This window comes from Streptomyces sp. NPDC027189 (assembly GCF_055566975.1).
Genome location: NZ_JBVHRI010000006.1, coordinates 1 through 18,976, shown reverse-complemented (window position 1 = coordinate 18,976; position 18,976 = coordinate 1). Strand labels below are relative to the sequence as shown.

Sequence of the window (18,976 nt, the reverse complement as noted above, 5' to 3'; positions counted from 1 at the left end):
CCTCCGTCCCCAGAGGCGAGGGGTTCACTTCCTCAAAAGTTCGGCCTGCACTCGCGCCGTCTGAGCGGCGTGGCGTGCCTGCTGTGCGGCGAGGTCTGTTTCCGCGGCCCGGGTGCGTGCGTTGTCGAGGTCGTTTCGGACCTGGCGTCGCAGTTCTGCTGTGGCGTGCAGTTGCTGGGCCAGCTCGGTCGCGCGTTCGAGGACTTGGCGTCGCAGTTCCGTCGTGGCCTGGAGTTGCTGGGCCAGTTCGCTTGAGCGTTCCTCGAGTTCGTGCAGTGCTGCTTCGGCCCGCTCGGCGTCAGTGACGTCGCGGTGCACCGGCCTCGAGGGTGTCTTGCTTCCGCGTGCCCTGCGTGGTGCAGGGGCTGGGAGGGCGAGTGTGCCGGCAGGGGCCGCCTCGGCGAATCCGGCCGGTGGGACGAGGGCTTCGACGAGCCGGCCAGAGGCCCATTTCCGGGCCGCGGCCGGATCCGCGAGAGCCGCGCGCATAGTGTCCTCGACCTTCCGCTGCGCGGCCTCACCGATGGGATGCCCCGCCTCGGCAGCCAGACTCGGAAAGGCCGCGCCCTACGGCATCTACGACCTGGCCGCGAACAGCGGCTGGGTCAGTGTCGGCACCGACCACGACACCGCCGCCTTCGCCGTCGAATCCATCCGCCGCTGGCGGAAGGGCCGCGGCAGGGAGGACCTGCGTGGTCGCCCGGCCTTGGGTGACGTCGTCGTGCGTTACGGCAAGGGGCGCGGAAAGGTTTTCAGGGCTCTGGCAAGGCCTGTGGCATCGGTGCCGATCTTGCGGTATGCGGAGGAGAGCAGCCGCTTCATGGCCTGTTCGGTGATGCTTAGTTCTTTCGCGGCCACCGCGATCGGGCGGCCCTGAGACACCATTTCGGCAGCTTTTCGTTCATGAGCGGTCAGCGTGTCTGTCTGTGCATAGCGCAGTGGCAGTGGCCGCAGGCCAGCTGCAGTGAGTTCTTCCCTGGCCCGGTTGGCCAAGGCCTCGGCACCGCAGTGGACGGCGCCTTCGAGGCCCCGGTACAGCTGGTCGGCGGCCTCCTGCAGCTGGCCGTTCCGGCACAGTGCAGCGCCGTGGCTGACCAGCGCACGGGCCAGTTCGTACGAAGCGGGTGAGCATTCCAGGTATCCGACGGCCTCCGCGTGCAGGTCAAGCGCCTCGGGTCCGCCGGTCACCTCGGCCTGGGTGTGGAGTGCTTGGCCGATGGCGGATGCCGCGCCGAAGTCTCGTGCCCGTTTGACGGCGTCCTGGGCGAGGGAAACTGCTCGTTCGGGTTCGGTGGGGGCGACAGCGGAAGCCAGGTTCAGCTGCCACGGGCACCAGGCGGGGTTGCGCCAGGCGCGTGAGTCCAGCCAGTCTCCGACACCGGACAACAGGCTCGCCGCCTCGGAGCGTCGCCCCTCCGACAGGAGCAGTTCGGCGTACACCGTACGGGGGTCCGGGTAGATGACGGCGTTCGGGACCGTCTCGCCGTAGTGATAGATGTCGGCGAGGCGGCGTGCATCGTCTGTCCGTCCACGGGCCAGAAGGGTCTGGATGAGGATGCCGATGGCGAACCACTGGGCGGGCACCGCCCCTTCCACCTTGTCGGCGATGCGCAGGCCTTCCTGGGCCAGTTCCTCCGCCTCGGCCAGGCAGCCGCGGCGGTAGCGGATGTAGCCGAAGAGAGTGTGGCCCAGAGCCAGGTGGGAGCCGCGCCAGCCTCTCTGCTCGCACTCGGCGACACCCCTGGTGAACAGTTCTTCGGCCAGCCGCGGCTGGTCGCAGTACATGAACACCATGGCGACCGAGACCGGCACCTCGAAGCCCCGGTTTTCATCGCTCCAGCTGAGTCCGCCGCGAAGAGCCTGCTCGGCACAGCCGAGGGCGGTCCTCTTCGATTCGCCGCGCACCATGGCGTCCCAGGCCCTCAGCCCCAGAATGTAGCGCTCCTCGAGACCGCGTCCGGTCAGGCGCTCGGCGAGCCGCGCCAGTGTGCGCGAGCGGGCGGGCGAGTCGGGCTCGTCGGCCCGGCAGGCGCTCCATACAAATTGATCAGCTTGCATACGTAGTCGGATGCGCGGGTTGGTCGCCTGCTGTGCCTCGTTCGCGGCCACGGATGAGGCCTCTGCCATGCGGTCGGTGTGAGCCAGGGCCTGGGTCAGGCGGTAGACGATGGAGGCGCGCAGATCGGCGTCGACTCCGGGCTCCGCCAGTGCCGAGCGCAGATGATTGACCGTGGCGGCGGGCTCAATCAGGAAGGTCGAGCACCCGAGTTCATACAAGAGCGCGGCCCGCTCTTGAGGAAGGGGCGGCTCCTGCAGCGCGCGGGTCAGGACACGCCGGGCGGCTTCCGGCGCCCCGGCCCGAAGGTACTCACGGGCGGCCTGCCGCAGGCATTCGACCGCTTCGTGGTTGTTTTCGCAGGGGACTTCCAACAGGTGCCGGGCAGCGATCGTGGGCTGGAGCCCGGTCGCGCGGATGGCCTCCGCGGCCGCGTTGTGCATGCCGACCCGCAGGCTTGAGGGGATGGACCGGTAGACCGCGGTGGCGATGAGCGGGTGCACGAACTGCAGGCCGCCTTGGGGCCCGCAGCCGTCGGCCAGGAACCGGGCGGCGCGCAGTCTCTCGATCGCCTCGGCGGCCTCCTCGGTGCCGATCACCGCGATGGTGGCGGCGAGTTCGGGGGAGATGGACGTGCCCAGTACGGCGGCGGCCCAGGCGAAGCGAACGGTGGCCGGTCCAAGCCGATGCAGGCGCTCGATCAGCCCGGCGCCCTTGACGGCCGAGGCAAGGTCCCGCATCACGGGCAAGTCGTCCTTCTCGCCCCTCACGTGCCGTTCGCCGAGCCTGGCAGCGAGTTCCACGGCCTCGAAAGGGCTCCCGCCGGTGACCGTCCAGCATTCATCACAGAACTGGTCCTCGGCGCCCTCACCCAGCTCGTCCCGTACGATCCGCGTCACGCCGGCGGCGGTGAGCGGCGCCAGATTGAAGGGACGGCTCCCATGGCGTTCGGCGAGCGTGTGGAACGCGGCGGCCTCGGGCGGCAGTTCGTCGGGACGGTAGGCGACAACGATCAGCAGCGGAAGGTCTTCGGCCCGTGGAGCGAAGGAGGCAAGCCAACTCAGGGACTCGACGTCGGCCCAGTGCATGTCGTCCAGGAGCAGGACGACAGGCGCCTCCGCCACGGCCAAGCGGGTCATGACCCAATCAAGGCCGTCACGCACCCCGATCGGGTCCGGCACACGGCCGGTGTCCTCTGCTTCGAGACCGAGAGCGGTGGCGACGACGTCGTACCAACTGCCCAGCAGGTCCCGGCGTTCGGTCTCACCCATCGTCGCCAGAGTCGGCTGCACGAGTTGGCGAACCACCCGGAACGCCAGTTCTTGTTCCTTCTCGCCACCCTTGCCCGAAAGCACCGTGCATCCCAGCGCCTTCGCGCGGGCCCGCGCTTCCGCCATGAGCGTGGTCTTTCCGAGTCCGGCCGAACCGGCAAGGGCAAGCAGACCGCCACGCCGCGCTCGCACCACGCCGTCGACGGGATCACAGAGGTCCGACAACGCAGAGTCGAGCGCGCGAAGTTCTCGGTCGCGCTCCAGCAACGTCCGGTGCTTCCCGATCGATTGCAGCAGCCCATCCGCCATATTGCCTGCTACTTTCCTGTCATCACACCTCGATTGACAGCGCTGAGCGTACGCTCCTGTGGACGCTCGGTAGCTGTGCTGCGAAAACGTAAACAGAATGGGTGAAGCACCGGCCAAGGCGGTTTTGAGCTCCGCCCTCCGGGTACCTCCTCAGCCCACCGTGCGGGTCGACGGCCCCAGACGCTCACTGCTTAGACGGTGGCCGCTGCTGTCTCCGCGTAGCGCGGCACGGTGCGAGACCAGTAGTAGCAGCCGCGGATCCAGCCGACCATGCCTTCCACATAGCCGACGCCGGCGGGGCTCAACTCCGGCTTGAACTCCGCGTAGAGCTTCTCGAACTCACTGATCGTGCTGTTGATCTGCCGTATGGCCAGCGTGACGGCCTCCGACAGGGAGCAGCGGAACTCGTGTTGGTAGGCGAGGGCCAGATTGATCATTCCGCCTGTCCGTTGCTCCTTCATGGCGGAGAAGAGGTCGGGTATCCACACCGCAGCATCGGCCGACAGGCGCTCCAGGCGCCGCATGACAGGGTGATGGAGCTCGTCGGGGGCGATCTCGCGGTGCTGCGCGGCCTCGCACAGCGGGTAGAAGGGCTGAACACCGGCGGTAAGTGAACGGATCGAACTGGACGGCCCGATCCGTGCCTGGGCAGAGTCGGTCTGGGCCACCGCTTCATACAACAGGCCGTGCACGTACTCACGGCTGTTCCATGCCCATCGTGCGGCTTGTGCGGGTGTGCACCGTCCCTGAACCTGTCGGTAGAGATCAGCCAGGGCCGCCCCGAGCGCAGTACTGGGCGATTGGTCGTCCCGCAAAATTCCGATGCTCTCGCACAGCATGGGCAGCAGTCGGCTCGGCCGCCACCGACCAAGCTCTTCGGCTCGGTCGTCGAAGACAAACTGGTAGGCAATCTGGTCGGCCACGATCTGCACGATGTCGGCGTTCATGGTGGGGCTGCTGTAGGCGGCGAGCGCAGCGGGGCGGGTGTGGGCAATCATCGCCACCACCGCTGGATCATCGGCCAGCCCAACCCTGAACAGCCATTTCTCGACCCCTGCCGCAGCTGCGGATTCATGGGGGTTACTCAGAAATGGGAAGGGCATGTAGAGGTTGGCCTCGATCAGTTCCTTCAGACTGCCCACCGGAGGAACTCCACTCTGCGATGTTGCCGCGATGCCCTCACGCGTCGCAGACACCTTCGTCACCTGCCGTTCGGGAGTCCTGCGGGACCTGCAGGGCGTCCTGCACCGGTGGTGCGACAGAGCATTCACGGGACGATCCACGGGACGGTTCCCCAACCAGCGTGCGCGAGCGCGGTTCGCAGATCATCACCAGTGACCTGTGCCCCAGAGTCACTGCGGGGACCGGTTGCTCGGCGCACCCGGGCAGCGAGCGCAGGCGCCAGCGACTGGCGATGGCGGCGATGGCGAGCGTGGCCTCCGCCATGGCGAACGTGTCGCCCATGCACTTGCGGTTACCTGCGGCAAAAGGCAACATCGCGCCGTTCGGCACGGTCGCCTCCTGCCCCGGCAACCAACGCTCGGGGACGAAACGGTCGGGGTCGGGGAACGACACCGGATCGTGGTGCAGAAGGTACGGGCTGTACAGGACGGTGGTGCCCCGGGGCAGACGGCGCCCGGCAAGGTTCGTATCCGTGGTGGTGACGCGAGTGAAGAGCCAGCCTGGTGGATACATGCGCAGCGTCTCGTCGACGACGCATCGGGTGTAGACGAGACGTGGTAAGTCGTCGGGGCGGGGTCGCCGACGACCGGCAAGAACAGCGTCGACTTCGCGGTGCACGCGGCGCTCCACCTCCGGATGGGCGGCGAGCAGCCTGAACGCGGAGGCCAGGCACAGCGCCGGGGCCTCGACTCCCGTGAGCAGCAACGTGATGAGCTGGTCGTGGACTTCCTGTTCGGTGAGTGCTGTCGCTCCTCCGTTGCTGCCTCCCGTACCCAGAAGCGTCCCCAGCAGATCGTTGCGGGGAGCGCCCGCTCGACGTTCTTCGATGGCCGAGTCGATGATCGTGTGAAGTCGGTTGAGCGCACGTCGATAGCGGCGGTTCGCAGGTGTGGGGATGCGGAACAGCGCGTCGATCGGGGCGACCATACGGACGAACAGGCCGCGGACGATGACGGCGAGGCAGTCCCGCACCTCGGCGGCCGTCGCGGCATCGAGTGAGTCGGACAGCAGCACGCGACTGGTCACCTGCGTCGTCAGTGCCATCAGCGCCCCGCTGACGTCGAACTCCCCGGGCTGCCACTGGCGGCATTCCAGTTCGGCTTCCTCTCCCATCGTCTCCGCGTAATAGGCGATGCGGGAAGGACGGAAGCTCGGCTGAACCAACCTGCGCTGCCGTCGATGCGCCTCCTGGCCACATGTGACAAGGCCGTCACCCATCAGCAGCCGAAGTTTGTCGTACAGCGGGCCGCCCTTGTCGTAGGTGCGCGGGTCCATGAGTATCTCGTGGACCAGCTCCGGGCGGCAGGCCATCCAGGCGCGTTGGGGACCCAGGCGTACCTCCACCAGATCCCCGTGGGCGGGCAGAGAAGTCAGAAATGCCAACGGCTGACGGAACAGGGTGATAGCGTGCCCGAGGAATGGGAATATGCCGGGTGCAGTACCTGTGGTCCACGCCTGCTCCGGGTGAGGTACGACACTGCTCATGGAACCACCTCGCTCATCTGACGCGCTGGAATCGGTGAATGGTCCACCGGCTTGGGACGTGACTCATGTCCTGCCCAATCAGACCGCCATCGGCTCCCCAAGTCCTCTTCCTGCGGGGGCGCACAGGTGCATGAAGAAGCATTGAGCGGACCGCTGTTGAGGCACGACGCACCTCTTGCAATTGCCTTTTGCCACTCAAGCGTTCTTCTGCGTGCTCCTTCCGTCTGCGACGCGCTGCAGGCTTGGTGACGGTGCACCAAGCGCGGTTCTCGGCCCCGGAAGGCCTCCACGCGCCAGACACTTGCGGCCGCGGACGTATTCGCACGTGAGGACACTTGGGCGTGGCTGTGCAGCGGCACCCCATGTGCGGAACAGGCGGGTTCCTGCTTAAGCGGACTCCCGGGCCGCGGAAGTTCACCCTCCCGCCGGATGCATGCAGTAATCGAGTGGCGCGAGCTCGTGGGTCAACGTGATGGTGTAGGCGGAGCCACCGAGCCCGGCTGTGGACTTCCCCGAGATCTGCACCGTGCTGTGCGTCTGCGAGTCCTTGAAGTCACGTCGTCAGTGGTTCAGACGTCCGGTGGCTGCGGGGGTGCATACGGATGCGGCCCTTGCCTGCGGATTTGGCCTCATACATGGCCTGGTCGGCGTGATCCAGAAGGTCGTCGGGAGTGATGCCTGGCATGGCGACCGCGATGCCGATGGAAGCCGAGACCACCGCGTCAGTACTGCCGATGCGGTAGGGCTTGGTCAGGGCGGACAAGATCCGCTCAGCTACTTCCCTGGCCCGCGGAGGGCATGCCCCTGCCTCTCCTTCCAGGAGTGCGGCGAACTCGTCGCCGCCGAGGCGGGCGATGGTATCGCCGGCCCGCACCGATGCCTGGAGCCGACGGGCAGCCTGGATGAGCAGGGCATCGCCCATGGCGTGTCCGGCCGAATCGTTGACGTCCTTGAAGTCGTCCAGGTCCAGGAACAGCACTGCAGGCGGGGTCGTGCCGGCGGTCCGCTTCCGTAGTGCGTGGGCGACTCGGTCGGTGAACAACGCGCGGTTGGGCAGGCCGGTCAACACGTCGTGGAAGGCCAGGTGTTCGAGTCGTGCCTGCAGTGCGACCCGCTCGGTTACATCACGGCTGCTGAAGATCAGTCCCTCGGGGTGGTGGCTGATCGTTGACTCGACATGGCGCCATCCCCCGTCAGCGGCCAGGACCCGGCAGGACACGGAGCGACCCGGGCCGCGGTCGCCCGATTCGGCTTCCTGCCGCAGCCTCTCAACGGCTTGCATCAGCGGCGTCACGTCGACCGGGTGGGTGTACAGGGGCAGGGGAGCGCCTACGAGATCCTCCGGCCGGTAGCCGAAGACGTGGCGGGCGGCCGGACTGACGTAGAGCACACGGCCGTCCAGACTGACGATGGTGATCACGTCGGACGAACCGTCGACCAGGGTGCGGTAATGGGCCTCACGGGCGACGACCTCTCGCGTGATACGCAGGTGGTCGGCGTGAGCGATGCCCTGCCGGGCGCCGAGCCCGAGAAGCACCGTACCTACCAGGGCCACCATCACCACATCGTTGCGGCCACCGGCCAGCGCATGAGCCCCCATGGCGAGCACGCAAACGACCACAGGCACAAAGCCGGCCACCACCCCGACGACAGGCAGCACCCGCTCACCGACCCCCACGACGCTGGCACCCCCCGGCATCCACGGCACGGCAGCGACCAGGAGCAACCCGGTCATCGAACAGGTCGCTGCCAGAGGGACCCCGTGCCAGGTGCCCGGCACCGGCAACAGGATGCGCAGCATGTCGCTGACGGCCAGGACAACAAGGGCCACGGCCGCCACAGTGGTCGCTGTGCGCTTCCCGGGTTCAAGCCAGGAGCACAGGGCGACGACGAGACCCAGGACAAGGATGTCCGTCACCACGCGTGCGAGACCCAGCACCGATGCCGACACGTCACTGCCTTGGTCGGCGCGATGCAGCAGAAGCACCCAGCACAGAGTGAGCAGCGACCCTGCGATCATCCATCCGTCCAGGACCCGCCGTAGCCAAATCAGGTTCGTGCCGCTGTCCGCCGCTGCCATCACCAGTCCGGCGACACCCAGCCCCAGACACATGGCGATCCCGGCGACCCCCAGGCCTTGAACCATGAATCGGAGGACACCAGCAGAGTGCCCTGTGGCCGAAGGGCGCTGACTTACGGCGAAGTGGTGAAGGCCGCCCGCTGCGACCGAAACGGCGAACAGCCTCAGGCGAAGACGCACCCTTTCGGCGGCTGTCCGGGCACGCGCAAGGAGGGAAAGAGCGGCTACTCCGTGCGCAGCCGGCACTCCTACGCCGGCCGGGAGCACGGACGCTGTCAGACCCCCGCCGACGGCGGCGGCCGCCGCAAGGCCCACGCACAAGGCCTTGCCCACGCCTGCCACATAAAGCCAGCCGGTGCGGGCGACGTGAAGCAAACCGTCTCGACCGACCAACGCCACCATCATGCTCCCCGATTCGGTGATCGAGCCCAGAAAGGCAGACGCACGCTGCCGGAACTGCTCGAGTGCTATAAGAGGCTAGGAGCATCTAGCGCCCAAGCCCCCGCGGCGGCTTGGGGCATCACCTGAAATAACGACGCTAGTTGTGCGCCGCCGCCTCGCCTCTGGTAAAGAACGAGGGGGACGGACGACCCGGTCGGCGGCGGCGACCAGAGCATGGGAGACCCCCTCGTCGCTCTCGTCGACATGGTCGAGGCAGCGTCACGCTCCGGCAGGCAGGACGAGGCATTGGACGTGCTGGATGACCTGTCCCGGCTGACGGACCGGACACCCGTACCCGGCCTGCCCGGCGACCTCGCCCGCGCCCGGGCACTGACCACACCCGACCCGTCATCGGTGGAGACTCTCCATCGGCTGGCCGTCCGCCATCACGAGGACGCCCGGGGCCCTTTGCGCCTGGCGCGCAGCCACCAGCTCTACAGCGAATGGCTGCGCCGGGAACGCAGGCCCAAGGACGCACGGCGCGAACTGCGCATCGCCTACGAACTCTTCCACGCGATGGGCGCTCAGGGGCACGCCGCCAGGACGGCACAGGAGCTTTCCGCGGCCGGCGCCACTCCCCCGACCGCCGCAAACGCACCCAGCGGTGGCGACGAACTAACTCCCCAGGAGGCGCGCGTCGCCCGCCTCGCCGCCGGAGGAGCCACGAACGGAGAGATCGCAGCCCAGCTCTGCCTCAGCGTGCACTGTCGACTACCACCTGCGGAAGGTGTTCCGGAAAATCGACGTCCACTCCCGACGTGAACTGGCCGACCGCCGCGACCGCATCACCTCGGCATAGGGGCATGGCACGGGTCAGCGCTCCGGCTCTGCGACGGCGTGACTCAACGAGGACTGGGAGACGTGCAGTTCAGCTGCTGCGGCGTGAAGCCGGGACTTCGCGGTGACCGGCACTCCGGCCGCCGCCGACTTCTTGGCAGCAGCGCGTGCCACCCGCCGGTAGCGGGTGAGTTTGTTAAGGCCGTTCAGGGCGAACCGACTGGCCATGGGCCCCGCCCACTTGGCCAGCACCGACGGTGAAACCGGATCCACACGCTCTCCCAACACGGTACGCAAGCCGCGCACAAGTCACGCGCGGCCCAGCCCGGACCCTACTGGCGGGCACTGACAGTGCCCGTTTTCGGCGCCGCCGTAGCAAGGCCCGGTCGGGGCAGGAGGACAGTGCCCGATCACCTTGAGGTCCTTGTTCCCACGGCGGCGGCCCCAGCCGGAGGACACCGTGGAGTCGCAGCAGGGCGGCTACGGGAGCAGGGGCACCGGGGTCAACCAGAAACCTGGGCGTCGAGATGCTGCTGCGGGCAGTGCTTTGCAAGACCACACGACTCTGTTGCTCCACCGGTTGCATCGTCCTGCCGATGGCAGGGGCGTTGCCGGTGCACGCTCGTCAACGGCAAACTCCTCGAACGGCCCGACGAATCAGGAGGCGATACCCACGCCGCGTGACACGCCCGGCACAGGTCTTGGCAATTCCTCCAGCCTGCCAGGCCAAGGCACAGTAAGGCTGCGGTCACCACGGTGACAGGTCGGACAGATCGCACGGCATTCCCTCTCCGTCGGTGCTGACTCACCTCCCAGTACAGGCACCGGTCGCCGGGCGTTCACCCAAATGGAACAGCACCGGTGGCGCTACGCTGCTGTGTCATGCCGGAGACGCGCCTCGACACTGCTCGGATCCGGGCGGCTCGCCGGGTAATCGACCCGATTTTTCTCGACACTCCGCTGTACCGCTGCGAGGCGCTGGAGCCCGACCTCGGGTGCACGGTGAGCATCAAGCTCGAAACAGCGAACCCGGTCCGCAGCTTCAAGGCCCGCGGCACCGAGGTAGTCGCGAGCCTGCTCGCCGACAATGGCTCGCGAGCCGTGGTGTGCGCCAGCGCGGGCAACCTTGGCCAAGCCCTCGCTTGGTCCGGTCGCGACCGGGGGCTCGACGTCACCGTCGTGGCATCCCGCTTTGCGACTGTGGCCAAGCTTGATCGCATCCGCGCGTTGGACGCCAGGCTGGAGCTGGTGGACGGCGACCACGAGATGGCTCGCGAGCGTGCGGCGGCCGTCGCGCGGTACGACGGCATCCGGCTGGTCGAAGACAGCCTGGACATCGAGACCTGCGAGGGCGCGGCGACCATCGGCCTGGAACTGGTGGACACCGCGCCGTCGTTCGACACCGTCCTGATCGCTCTCGGCGGCGGGGCGCTGGCCACCGGGGTGGGTCATGTGGTGAAGGCCCGGGCGCCCGAAGTCGAGGTGATCTGCGTCCAGCCGCTGGGCGCACCGGCGATGACACACTCGTGGCGCACGCGGCGCGTCGTCACCACCGACTCGACCAACACCATCGCTGACGGCGTCGCCGGCCGGCGTCCCATCCCGGCCGTCCTGGACGACCTCCTCCTGCTCGCCGACGACGCCGTCCTGGTCCAGGAGGCGTCGATCATCGCCGGTATGCGGATGCTCCTCGACCACGCCGGCCTCGTCGTCGAACCGTCGGCCGCGCTCGGCATCGCGGCGATCCTCGAAGACCGTGACCGCTTCGCCGGCCGACACGTAGTCACCATCGTGTGCGGCAGCAACGTCGACGTAGACGCCTATCACCGCTGGGTCGGCGCGGCTCCTATCCACAGGTCTTGACAATTGCTCCCGTCTGGCGCTGTCCACCGCACTCTTCGAGTACCTGGAAAGACCCTGTTGCCCAATTGGCTGAAGCCAGCGTGATCACGGATCGTGCGGCATCCCTAGCCGCGCGTGTGTTGCGCGGCGGTCCAAGCGCACGAACCGAGCGTCCGGCCGCGGAACTGGGGGTGGTGCGGTGTCCATGCGGCCGGACTCGGGAGCGGAGGTCCCCGCTAGGACACGGGACGTCGCTCGCGCGGCATTCCCCAAGGGCTGCCTGGCGATGAGGATTCGGGACAGCCTCCGTCCGCCGTTCTTGGACGAGGAGTTCAAAGCGGCCTTCGGGGTTCGCGGGCGCCCCGGTATCTCACGTGGTCGGCTGGCTCTGGTCAACGTCCTGCAGTTCGCCGAGAACCTGACCGATCGACAGGCCGCGCACGCGGTTCGGGCCAGGATCGACGTGAAGTACCTATTGGGCCTGGAGTTGACCGACCCCGGCTTCGACCACACCGTGTTGACCGGGTTCCGGGATCGGCTGCTGGCGCATGGTCTGGAGGAGAGGGTCCTGGACCTGCTCCTGGAGCGGCTGGTTGGAATGGGACTGGTCGCCTCCGGTGGGCGGCAGCGCACGGACTCGACACACGTCCCGGCCGCGGTCCGCAGCCTCAACCGCCTGGAGTTCATCGGCGAGACGCTACGCGCGGCGCTGGAAGCGCTCGCCGCGGCCGCGCCGGAGTGGATGCGCGCGTTGATGGACCCGGCGTGGCAGGAACGCCATGGGGCGCGGGTCGACGCCTACCGGCTGCCGGCCGACGAGCGGGAGCGGCGCCAGCTGGCCCGGCAGATCGCCACGGACGGATACCGCCTGCTCGAAGCGGTCTTCGCGCCGATGGCGCCGGCATGGCTGCGGGAAGTGCCCGCCGTCACTGTCCTGCGCATGGTGAGCGCCGGGAGCAGCCGGGCACGACGCGGTCACCGTGACGGCCTTGGGGACCATCCCCGCGGGCGGCCGAGAGGCGGACCGGCGGTGACCACGGTCACGGCCGCGTAGGTGGCCGCTGCCGAAGGCACACCCGCCGGCGCCTGAGCCAGTCACCCAACTAGAAGATCGATTCCCGGGGATCACAGCAATGGCCGGGCGGGGACGCGAACAACGTGGGAACGGGTGCGGCCGACCTGGACCGGGAACTGGCCCAGCAGATGGTCGAGCGGGCCCGTGTGCCAAGTGTGCCTTCCATGGGCGCCGTGCCTATGCCGAGCGGGTCAGGGCGACTCGAACCCTTCGATAGGCCCTCGCGATTGAGTGGCCTCGTATCCCGTCGGAGTGCTCGCGAAGAAGAACCGTGGGATCGGAGCGCCGGGTGAGTTGTCGTAGCCTGGTGCGGCTGCTGTGCTCGACGAGGATCGGAACATAGTTAGGGATACGAGCGTTGCTGAGCGGCCGGTAGCAGTCCTGCACCACATCCCGCACGATTGCAGCCGTCAGCAGGTTGGCGTAGGAGGCCGTCAGCCGGTCCGTCAGCTCCTGAATAGTGTCAGGTACCGCAGCTTCGGCCGTGTTCGCGCCCATGGGGCGCTCCTCACTGTCGCAGATGGCCGACCGCGGCATCCGATCAGGATCCGGGTGCTCGGTGGCGGCCTGTCCACTTCCCATACTTGCACGGACCGCGTCCGTGGAACGGCCCACCGGATCTGTTCATGAGCTCGACATGTCGGATGGGTCGACCTGCGGGCTGGGCGGTCGAGGGGGTTCGCGATTGCAGCAGTCCCGGTTGCCTCGTTCACAGCGTCAGCAGGTCACGCGACGGGGTGTCGCCGCCGACTCCGGCGCGGGATTTACGCGACTGATCGGCGCCGTCCGGGGAACCCAGCAGGTAGCGGCGAAGCCACCTCCTCGGGCAGTCGACGGACTGCCATACCTGAGCGGCTGTCGGCCGCCGCCTTCGTGCTGCTGGCCCAAGTACCGTGCAGGGCACTGGATAGTGCGCGCGCCACTGGCCTTTGGCACTGTCCACATCCTGGGAATCGGCGGCTTCGGGCCGTCTGCCGCTCCGGGTTGGGGACTATGCTGCTGTACGGACGTCCCAGACCCCGGCGGCTTGTCGTTGTTCGATACAGATGGCTGCGGGGAGCGGATCTCTCGTCCGTCACCCGGCGCATCCCTGGAAGGAACTGGGTGGGTCCTCTGTCCTGTCGCACAGGCTGTCGGACCGGCCGTTGCTCCGCCTCCTTCGAACGTATGCCCCTGCCGGCAGCGCGCCAAGGGGGCCGGGAATCCCCGCGTCACCGCGTGCGCTGCCGGATGGTCTTCTGAACCGAGGCGTCATGCCCCTACCGCAGCTCACCGTCTACCGTCATGACCGAAGGCACCGGGCACTGATCACCCTGGCCGGTGAGATCGACCTGGAATCGGCGCCGCTGGTGCGCGCGGCACTGGCGCGGTGTCTGCGCGACGGCATGCGCACCATCGACGTCGACCTCACCCCCGTCAGCTTCTGCGACTGCAGCGGCCTCAACGTCTTCCTGCACGCCGCAAAGAAGATCACGGAGGCCGGCGGAGCCTTGCGGCTGCACCACCCGCCACCGATGCTGGGCCTGATACTCGACCTCACCGGTTCCGGGTTCCTGCTCCTCGGCGTTCCGTTCGGGCGTCTGGCACCTCCTCTCGGGGATGTCCCAGCCCCGGCCGCCCAAGCCCCGCCGCACCGGCCCGTTCCGCTTGTCTCTGTCCTCTCGGGTGATGTGCGGTGACGGCCCGGTCGGAGCGGGGGCAGCCGTACAAGCCCCGTGGCGGCGAGCCATCCGACGCGGGCGCGGTGCGGTTACGTCGGGTGAACCGCTGGCAGGCGCAGGGCGTGAGCGGGGAGCTCGCGGATCTGTACGTGGACGCCCGCGACATGTCTGCCCGTGAGGCGTACCGCCCTCCCGGCCGCCAGGACTTTCTGAACCGTCTCACCGGCGATATCCGGCGGCCGGGTTTCGCCATGGTGATCGCGGAGACGGACGGCCTGGTGGGATGCGCTTTCGGCTTCCCGGTGCGCAGCGACGGCTTCTGGTGGTTCGGGTTCGACGGGGCACTGCCGCGCAGCATCGAGCAACTCACTGAGTCGGACGGCGTCTTCGCGATCACCGACATCCTGGTCCGCCCGCACCCGCAGGACGAGCACGTGGCCCGCCGGTTGCAGGAACGGCTGCTGACCGACCACCAGGCGTCGCTCGGCGCCACCATGGTGGATCGGGCCGATCGCCCCGCCCTCGCTGCGCTCCGGTCCTGGGGCTGGCTGGACGTCGGAGAGATCTGGAGGCCGGTCAGCGCCACGCTGCTCCGGGTGCTGGTCCTTCCGGTTGGGGAACGAACCGCGGCGCGGCTGGAGGGTCTTGCTCACGATGCCTGGACCCGGTGGCCCGGGTGAGGTCCGACAGCCGCTCGGCGCGGATTCAGGTGCTGGTCGCCGAGCAGGCGGCCCTGCGTGGTGCCCGGGTCGGTGTGGTGGATGTGTGCACCGCGGCCGTGGCCGCGCTGCCGGTCGGCGGGGCCGGGCTGTCCGCGATGTCCCGGACTGCGGCGAGCCATCCGCTGTGCAGCACCGACGACATCAGCGAACAACTGGAGGAGCTCCAGCTCACCCTGGGCGAGGGGCCCTGCGTGGACGCCTTCACCCACGGCTCCGCCGTCCTGACGCCCGATCTGCTGACCGGTGCGCTGCAGGACCGCTGGTCCGTGTTCGCGGATGCGGCCCTGGAGGCCGGGGCACGCGCGGTCTTCGCCCTCCCCCTGCAGATGGGGGCGATCAGCGCGGGAGTTCTGGACCTGTACGCCGACGTGCCGACCGTGCTGGACGCGGACGAGCTGGCCGACGCACTGGCGTTCGCCGATCTCGCGACGCTGCTCCTGCTCGACGCGCGGATCGAGGAGACGGGTGCGCCGGTCGACGGAGCACTGGAAGATCGAGGCTTCGAGGACCTGGGCGGATACCGGGCGGAGATCGACCAGGCAACCGGCATCCTCACCGTCCAGCTCGGCGTCGGTATCGAAGAAGCCTTCGTCCGGCTGCGCGCCTACGCCTATATGCAGGGACGCCGGCTCGCCGACGTGGCCGCCGACGTGGTGGACCACCGGCTCCGCTTCTCCCCGGACACGGAACCCGAACGGACCGACGAGGAAACCTGACGCACCGGTGCCATCCGACGAACGTGCCGTGCTTCCCGCCCCCTCCCGGCGGGACTAGTCTCAATCGAGGGTGTGCATGATGAATCAGCAGCTCCTGGCCAAGACCTTCGTCGAGCTGGCCGACAACCTGGTCGCCGACTTCGACCTCATCGACTTCCTGCGCCTGCTGACCGACCGCTGCGTGGGCATGCTCGACGCGAGCGCCGCAGGCGTGTTGCTCGCCGACCGAAACGGCGAACTGCGCGTCATGGCCGCCTCCGACGAACAGGTACGCCTGCTGGAACTCTTCCAGCTCCAGAACGACGAAGGCCCCTGCCTCGAATGCTTCCGCACCGGCACACCCATGGCAGTCACCGACCTGACCCGGGAGATCGACCGCTGGCCGCGCTTCGTCGCGGCGGCCCACCGCAGCGGGTTCGGGGCCGTCCAGGCCCTGCCCATGCGCCTGCGGGACGAGACCGTCGGCGCCCTGAACCTCTTCCACGCCGCCCCCGGCCCCTTCGACCCGGTCGGCACACTTCTCGCCCAGGCCCTGGCCGACGTCGCCACCATCAGCCTGCTCCAACAGCGCTCCGCACACCGCAGCACCGTCCTCAACGAACAGCTGCAGACCGCGCTGAACAGCCGCGTACTGATCGAACAGGCCAAGGGCAAACTCGCCGAACGCCAGAACATCGACATGGAACAGGCTTTCACCACCCTGCGTAGTTACGCCCGTGCGCACAACCGCCGCCTGTCCGATCTGGCCCGCGCCTTCATCGACGACTCCGAACCTCTTCCCGGGCTGGCGGCCTGACACTGTCGCCGAGGCGGTGATCGCACGCAGCTGCCCGAGCACGAAGAACCACGCTGGGATCACGGGCCGTGCTTCTGGAGGCGCGGTGCGCTGCCGACTGATGCCCGCTGTGGTGCTCCGCCGGCTGCGGGGCTGATCCCGGGCTCCGGGCCCTCGCCCTCGACTGTCTCGCCGGACCGCACCGCCGTCCCCGCTGCTGTTGCTGTTGCTGTTGCTGTTGCTGTTGTTGTCCAAGCGGCGCAGTACAGCAGCAGCCTGGCCATGAGGTTGATCCACAGCACGACGGCGACCGGCACGGCAAAGGCGCCGTACATGCTCTTCGCCGCAACGCCCTGCAGGTAGGTCAGCAACCACTTGAGCAGTTCGAAGCCCACCGCACCGATCAGCCCGGCGACCACGACCGGACGTCGGCCGGGATGCACCCGCGGCAGCCGGGTGAGCACGTAGACCAGCAGCAGGAAGTCGACAACCAGGGCGATGGCCAGGCCGGCGAAGAACAGCAGAGCGCGCCCCGCCCTCGACACCGGCCTTGTCGGCGGCCCAGCCGACGGCAATGTTCGCGAAGACCGAACTGCCGATCGCGACCAGCCCGACCGCGCCGAGGCCGACCAGCACCACGGATTCCTTGAGCGTGAGCAGGAACGGATTGCCCGGGCCCTGCTCCTTCTCCCACACCGCGCGCAGGCATTCGCGCAGGGCGCCGACCCAGTTGATGCCGATCACGAGCAGCAGCGCGCCCACGATCAGCCCGACGGACCCGGCATGCGCGACGAGACTGTCCAGGTCCAGCAGGTCGGAGAGGCCCGGCGCCTGGGCGGCGATCTTGTCCTGGAGTTTCCCCAGCTGGTCCTCGCTCAGCAGCTTGGCACCGATCGCCGCGCCCACGGTGATCAGCGGAAAGAGCGCGACGAAACTGGTGAAGGTGATGGCCGCGGCGAGCCTGGCCCAGTGGACGGCATCCAGCCGCTCGAACGCCCGCCAAGCGTGCGTACGCATCAGCTTTCCGATCACCGGCAGCCTTGCCGGCCATTCCATGAGCAACACCCGCTCCCTGCCTCCAGCGAGGAACCCGCACCGCCTTCCGGCGTATGAGAGCCGCGCTGCCCGATGCTTGCCGAGGGCTGCGCCGGAGCAAGTCGATGATGACCGCTGCGGCGCGAGGCCGTCCGGTGCGGCAAGGCCGTCTGTGGGGCGCGGGCAGGTCGCCAGGCGGCCGACCGGGATCGTCAGTGAGCGGCCCGGTGGCGGAACCAGTGGTCCTTGTGACGGGGCCGTCCGACGGGTCCGGCAGGGTCTTCGTCATCCCTCTCCGTCTGCGCCGTCTGCGCACGGGCGGAGTCGCGTTCGTTGATCAGAACGCCCCGTTCCTGTTCGGCTGCGGCTGTCTCGCGCCGAGACTGCTTGAGTTCGCGCCGTGCGGTGCGGCTGCGACGAGCGGTGCGGCGTGTACCGGTCAGGAGCAGGCTCAGCCCGAGCAGAGCCACCGCCCCGACGACGATGCCGTACAGGAAGAGGGTGCCGGTGGAGCCGGTGACATCGACTCCGAAGACGGAGAATCCGCCAGTGAGCTCGTGGGCGCTGCCGCTGTTGGAAAGAACGCCGGCGACGCCGATGACTACCGCGGCGACGAGAATGAGGAGTCCGAGGATGATCATGAAGTGCTCCTGGGATCTGCTTCCTGTCCTCACGGTAGAACCGTTCTGCCCGGCACGCCATCGCCATGGGTTGCGTCTACCGTCAACTTGACCCGGCCGTGAACGGCCGGGCTTGGAGGTAGCGCCCAGCTGGCTGTTGGGTGGGCTCCTCCGTCCAGACACCCCTATGGGGTGGCAGGGACGCGTGACTCACGCCCCGCGATCCACACAGCCTCGCCCTTGCGGGCGATGTTGTGAGAAGCGTTCCGGTCTGCATGGGCAACGACCCCGCAGATCCGGCAGGTGAAGAGGGCCTGGCTTGCCCGGTTCTTCTTGTCGATGTGGCCGCACGCGCAGCACTGCTGCGAGGTGTAGGCGGGATCGACATAGACCACGGGCACGCCGGCCCTGCGGGCCTTGTAGACGATGAAGTCTCCGAGCTGAGCGAAGGCCCAGGAGTGGAGCGCGACCCGTTGGGGCTTGCGGAGCCGTACCCTCTGCCGGATTCCCTTGAGTTCTTCCAGGGAGATACCGGCCGAGGTGCGTTCAGCCTCGGTCACGATCGTCTTGGCGATGATGTGGTTCGTGTTCTTGACGTGCCGCGCTTCGCGGCGGGAGCGCTCTTTGAGACGTCGCTTGGCGGACTTGGTGCGCTTCTTTTGGAGCTTGGCCCGCAAGGCGAGCTGACGCTTGCGGTACCGGTTCAGGCCGCGCCCGGCGGCCTGGTAGCCGGTGGACGTGGTGGCGATGTTCGCGATCCCGAGATCCACGCCGATGAAGCCGTCGGGCTCGTAACGCTCGGCCTCGGGGACCTCGCACACGGCGACGAGGTAGAACACGCCGTCGCGTTCGATCAGGTCGGATTCGCCCTTGCGGTACTGCTGGAGCATCTTGAGCGCATCAGCGGAGCAGGCGAAGCGTACGTTCTT

At 68.1% G+C, this 18,976-nt stretch carries 15 protein-coding genes and 3 pseudogenes; 8 read left to right on the top strand and 10 right to left on the bottom strand.

The window, feature by feature from the left end; all coding sequences use genetic code 11:
- Window positions 1-24: 24 nt before the first annotated feature.
- Window positions 25-318 carry a hypothetical protein gene (locus tag ACZ4RZ_RS16220; RefSeq protein WP_467745102.1) on the bottom strand — a complete coding sequence of 98 codons (294 nt, stop codon included), beginning with the start codon at window positions 316-318 and terminating at the stop codon, window positions 25-27.
- Between the two features lie 232 nt (window positions 319-550).
- Here ACZ4RZ_RS16220 and ACZ4RZ_RS16215 point away from each other — a divergent pair.
- A pseudogene (locus ACZ4RZ_RS16215) lies at window positions 551-685 on the top strand (ISAzo13-like element transposase-related protein); the annotation flags it as partial.
- A 41-nt stretch (window positions 686-726) separates the two neighbouring features.
- Here ACZ4RZ_RS16215 and ACZ4RZ_RS16210 read toward each other — a convergent pair.
- The 4 genes from ACZ4RZ_RS16210 to ACZ4RZ_RS16195 form a co-directional block, all read right to left on the bottom strand.
- Window positions 727-3,636 carry an ATP-binding protein gene (locus ACZ4RZ_RS16210; RefSeq protein WP_467745762.1) on the bottom strand — a complete coding sequence of 970 codons (2,910 nt, stop codon included), beginning with the start codon at window positions 3,634-3,636 and terminating at the stop codon, window positions 727-729.
- Window positions 3,637-3,827: 191 nt separating this feature from the next.
- Window positions 3,828-4,778 (bottom strand): (-)-alpha-amorphene synthase, encoded by a 951-nt coding sequence (locus tag ACZ4RZ_RS16205; RefSeq protein WP_467745101.1) that lies wholly within the window; start codon window positions 4,776-4,778, stop codon window positions 3,828-3,830.
- A gap of 37 nt (window positions 4,779-4,815) precedes the next feature.
- Window positions 4,816-6,303, bottom strand: coding sequence for a cytochrome P450 (locus tag ACZ4RZ_RS16200; protein WP_467745099.1), 1,488 nt, complete (start codon window positions 6,301-6,303; stop codon window positions 4,816-4,818).
- A 553-nt stretch (window positions 6,304-6,856) separates the two neighbouring features.
- Entirely contained in the window at window positions 6,857-8,449 is a 1,593-nt protein-coding gene (locus ACZ4RZ_RS16195) for a diguanylate cyclase domain-containing protein (RefSeq protein ID WP_467745097.1), read from the bottom strand.
- Window positions 8,450-8,998: 549 nt separating this feature from the next.
- Between ACZ4RZ_RS16195 and ACZ4RZ_RS16190 the strand changes: the two genes are divergently transcribed.
- The gene (locus ACZ4RZ_RS16190) at window positions 8,999-9,586 is read left to right on the top strand and encodes a helix-turn-helix transcriptional regulator (RefSeq protein WP_467745096.1); all 588 of its coding nucleotides are present in this window, start codon (window positions 8,999-9,001) and stop codon (window positions 9,584-9,586) included.
- 51 nt (window positions 9,587-9,637) lie between these two features.
- On the opposite strand, the gene ACZ4RZ_RS16185 is transcribed toward ACZ4RZ_RS16190, so the two are convergent.
- Window positions 9,638-9,874 (bottom strand): helix-turn-helix domain-containing protein, encoded by a 237-nt coding sequence (locus tag ACZ4RZ_RS16185; protein WP_467745094.1) that lies wholly within the window; start codon window positions 9,872-9,874, stop codon window positions 9,638-9,640.
- A gap of 609 nt (window positions 9,875-10,483) precedes the next feature.
- Between ACZ4RZ_RS16185 and ACZ4RZ_RS16180 the strand changes: the two genes are divergently transcribed.
- Entirely contained in the window at window positions 10,484-11,464 is a 981-nt protein-coding gene (locus tag ACZ4RZ_RS16180; RefSeq protein WP_467745093.1) for a threonine ammonia-lyase, read from the top strand.
- 184 nt (window positions 11,465-11,648) lie between these two features.
- A pseudogene (locus ACZ4RZ_RS16175) lies at window positions 11,649-12,389 on the top strand (transposase); the annotation flags it as partial.
- Window positions 12,390-12,695: 306 nt separating this feature from the next.
- Here ACZ4RZ_RS16175 and ACZ4RZ_RS16170 read toward each other — a convergent pair.
- Window positions 12,696-13,016, bottom strand: coding sequence for a three-helix bundle dimerization domain-containing protein (locus tag ACZ4RZ_RS16170; RefSeq protein ID WP_467745091.1), 321 nt, complete (start codon window positions 13,014-13,016; stop codon window positions 12,696-12,698).
- 755 nt (window positions 13,017-13,771) lie between these two features.
- Here ACZ4RZ_RS16170 and ACZ4RZ_RS16165 point away from each other — a divergent pair.
- The 4 genes from ACZ4RZ_RS16165 to ACZ4RZ_RS16150 all read left to right on the top strand — a co-directional run bounded on the left by ACZ4RZ_RS16165 (window position 13,772) and on the right by ACZ4RZ_RS16150 (window position 16,413).
- The gene (locus ACZ4RZ_RS16165) at window positions 13,772-14,197 is read left to right on the top strand and encodes an STAS domain-containing protein (RefSeq protein WP_467745089.1); all 426 of its coding nucleotides are present in this window, start codon (window positions 13,772-13,774) and stop codon (window positions 14,195-14,197) included.
- A complete protein-coding gene (locus tag ACZ4RZ_RS16160) occupies window positions 14,194-14,859 on the top strand; it encodes a hypothetical protein (RefSeq protein WP_467745087.1) in 666 nt (221 codons plus the stop codon). Before ACZ4RZ_RS16165 ends, ACZ4RZ_RS16160 begins: the two co-directional genes overlap by 4 nt.
- The gene (locus tag ACZ4RZ_RS16155; protein WP_467745085.1) at window positions 14,856-15,617 is read left to right on the top strand and encodes an ANTAR domain-containing protein; all 762 of its coding nucleotides are present in this window, start codon (window positions 14,856-14,858) and stop codon (window positions 15,615-15,617) included. Before ACZ4RZ_RS16160 ends, ACZ4RZ_RS16155 begins: the two co-directional genes overlap by 4 nt.
- Before the next feature lie 79 nt (window positions 15,618-15,696).
- Window positions 15,697-16,413, top strand: a complete 717-nt coding sequence (locus ACZ4RZ_RS16150; protein ID WP_467745760.1) for an ANTAR domain-containing protein — start codon at window positions 15,697-15,699, stop codon at window positions 16,411-16,413.
- A gap of 59 nt (window positions 16,414-16,472) precedes the next feature.
- Here ACZ4RZ_RS16150 and ACZ4RZ_RS16145 read toward each other — a convergent pair.
- The 3 genes and pseudogenes from ACZ4RZ_RS16145 to ACZ4RZ_RS16135 form a co-directional block, all read right to left on the bottom strand.
- Window positions 16,473-17,448: pseudogene (locus ACZ4RZ_RS16145) on the bottom strand (YihY/virulence factor BrkB family protein).
- 191 nt (window positions 17,449-17,639) lie between these two features.
- Complete coding sequence (locus ACZ4RZ_RS16140; protein ID WP_467745083.1) at window positions 17,640-18,068, bottom strand: hypothetical protein; 429 nt, start codon at window positions 18,066-18,068, stop codon at window positions 17,640-17,642.
- Window positions 18,069-18,232: 164 nt separating this feature from the next.
- The coding region (locus ACZ4RZ_RS16135) for an RNA-guided endonuclease InsQ/TnpB family protein (protein ID WP_467745081.1) at window positions 18,233-18,976 on the bottom strand (744 nt) is incomplete at its 5' end.

Coding starts and splice junctions, on each gene's coding strand:
- ACZ4RZ_RS16210 (WP_467745762.1), bottom strand. CDS start 3,636: ATGGCGGATGGGCTGCTGCAATCGATCGGGAAGCACCGGACGTTGCTG.
- ACZ4RZ_RS16200 (WP_467745099.1), bottom strand. CDS start 6,303: ATGAGCAGTGTCGTACCTCACCCGGAGCAGGCGTGGACCACAGGTACT.
- ACZ4RZ_RS16195 (WP_467745097.1), bottom strand. CDS start 8,449: ATGGTTCAAGGCCTGGGGGTCGCCGGGATCGCCATGTGTCTGGGGCTG.
- ACZ4RZ_RS16190 (WP_467745096.1), top strand. CDS start 8,999: ATGGGAGACCCCCTCGTCGCTCTCGTCGACATGGTCGAGGCAGCGTCA.
- ACZ4RZ_RS16180 (WP_467745093.1), top strand. CDS start 10,484: ATGCCGGAGACGCGCCTCGACACTGCTCGGATCCGGGCGGCTCGCCGG.
- ACZ4RZ_RS16170 (WP_467745091.1), bottom strand. CDS start 13,016: ATGGGCGCGAACACGGCCGAAGCTGCGGTACCTGACACTATTCAGGAG.
- ACZ4RZ_RS16165 (WP_467745089.1), top strand. CDS start 13,772: ATGCCCCTACCGCAGCTCACCGTCTACCGTCATGACCGAAGGCACCGG.
- ACZ4RZ_RS16150 (WP_467745760.1), top strand. CDS start 15,697: ATGAATCAGCAGCTCCTGGCCAAGACCTTCGTCGAGCTGGCCGACAAC.
- ACZ4RZ_RS16140 (WP_467745083.1), bottom strand. CDS start 18,068: ATGATCATCCTCGGACTCCTCATTCTCGTCGCCGCGGTAGTCATCGGC.